The organism is Flavobacterium cyanobacteriorum (genome assembly GCF_002251835.1).
Taxonomy (GTDB): Bacteria; Bacteroidota; Bacteroidia; order Flavobacteriales; family Flavobacteriaceae; genus Flavobacterium; species Flavobacterium cyanobacteriorum.
The window spans coordinates 1-2,101 of sequence record NZ_NOXV01000053.1; the positions used below are offsets into that span (position 1 = coordinate 1).

Annotated in this window: 2 protein-coding genes; both read left to right on the plus strand. The window is 36.1% G+C overall.

The annotated features are described in order from the left end of the window. The coding region (locus CHU92_RS00475; RefSeq protein WP_094411515.1) for a type I restriction-modification system subunit M at positions 1-1,170 on the plus strand (1,170 nt) is incomplete at its 5' end. Continuing rightward, positions 1,167-2,101 (plus strand): restriction endonuclease subunit S (locus CHU92_RS00480; RefSeq protein WP_094411517.1); only part of this gene is annotated, 935 nt, incomplete at its 3' end. The genes CHU92_RS00475 and CHU92_RS00480, both read left to right, overlap by 4 nt.

The following is a 2,101-nucleotide window of genomic DNA, read 5'->3' on the forward strand; positions in this document are numbered from 1 at the left end:
ATTAAAGGTTTGTTTGCCGACTTTGACACAACAAGCACACGATTAGGGAATACCGTTGAAAGCAAGAACAGTAATTTGGCTAAAGTCTTAAAGGGAATTGAAGAACTTGACTTTGGAAATTTTGAAGACAATCAAATTGACCTTTTTGGTGATGCATATGAGTTTTTGATTTCTAATTATGCAGCCAATGCAGGAAAATCAGGAGGGGAGTTTTTTACGCCACAACACGTTTCAAAACTCATTGCACAATTGGCAATGCACAAGCAAGATAAAGTAAACAAGATTTACGACCCTGCCGCAGGTTCAGGCTCTTTACTGTTACAAGCTAAAAAGCATTTCGACAATCATATTATTGAAAAAGGATTTTATGGGCAAGAAGTAAACCACACCACATACAACCTTGCTCGTATGAATATGTTTTTACACAACATCAATTACGACAAGTTTAATATTGCCCTTGGCAATACACTCATTGACCCACACTATGGCGATGAAAAACCTTTTGATGCCATTGTATCTAATCCTCCTTACTCTATAAAATGGATTGGTGACGATGACCCAACGCTAATTAATGATGACCGTTTTGCACCTGCTGGTGTGTTGGCTCCAAAATCAAAAGCAGATTTTGCTTTTGTGCTTCATGCTTTAAGTTATCTATCCAGCAAAGGCAGAGCAGCTATTGTTTGTTTCCCTGGTATCTTTTACCGCAGCGGTTCAGAACAGAAAATCAGAAAGTATTTGGTGGATAATAACTTTGTAGAAACCGTAATTTCATTAGCATCAAATCTATTTTATGGTACTACTATTTCTGTAAATATTCTGGTACTATCTAAGCACAAAACTGAAAATAAAACACAGTTTATTGATGCTAGCGGTGAAGATTTCTTCAAAAAAGAAACGAACAACAATGTACTTAAAGACAAGCACATTGAAAGAATTATGGAATTGTTCGATAGCAAAGAAGATGTAGTCCATGTTGCCAAGACTATTGACAACAACAAGATTGCAGAAAACGATTACAATCTTTCGGTAAGTTCCTACGTGGAAGCTAAAGATAATCGAGAGAAGTTTGATATAACACAGTTGAATACTGAGGTTTCAAAAACGGTTGAAAAGATAGCTGCACTTCGTGCTGAAATTGATTTAATAATAAATGAGATTGAAGCATGAGTTATTTAGAGAGACTATTAAAGGATGTTGATGTTGAGTGGACTGTACTGGGTAATGAAAATTATGTAGAGATAGCAAATAGCGGAAGAAAACCAGTTAAAGCTTCATTAAGGGTTGCAGGTGAAATACCTTATTACGGTGCAAATAATATTCAAGATTATGTGAAAGGTTTTACGCATGATGGAGAAAATGTTCTAATTGCTGAAGATGGTTCTAAAAGTCTTGAGAATTACTCAATTCAATATGCTGTTGGAAAATTTTGGGCTAACAATCATGTTCACGTAATTCGAGGGATAAACAATCTATCGACAAAATTTCTTTACCATTATTTGCAGATAGTAAAGTTTATTCCATTTTTATCCGGTGGTGGTAGGGCAAAATTAACGAAGGGCAAATTGGTTGAAATCCCCCTTGTCATTCCTCCATTATCAATTCAAAATGAAATTGTTCGTATTCTAGATAACTTTACGGAGCTTACAGCGGAGCTTACAGCGGAGCTTACAGCTCGTAAAAAACAGTACAACTTTTACAAAGAAAAGTTTTTTGAATTTTCAGATGTAGAAGTAAAAAGAGAGCCGTTAGGCGTAATTGGTAAATTTCAAAGAGGAAAACGATTTGTAAAGGATGATATGCTTACAGATGGTGTGCCCTGCATTCATTATGGAGAGATGTACACTTATTATGGCACTTGGGCAGATAAAAGCAAGTCATTTCTGAGTGAGGAATTAGTAGAAAGGAAAAATCTACGAATTGCTGAAAATGGTGATGTGGTTATTGTAGCTGCCGGAGAAACCATTGAGGATATTGGATTAGGTACAGCTTGGTTATGCGATGAAGGCGTTGTAATTCACGATGCTTGTTTTTCTTTCAGAAGCCCATTAAACCCGAAATACGTAGCATACTTTACACGTACTAAACAATTCCACGACCA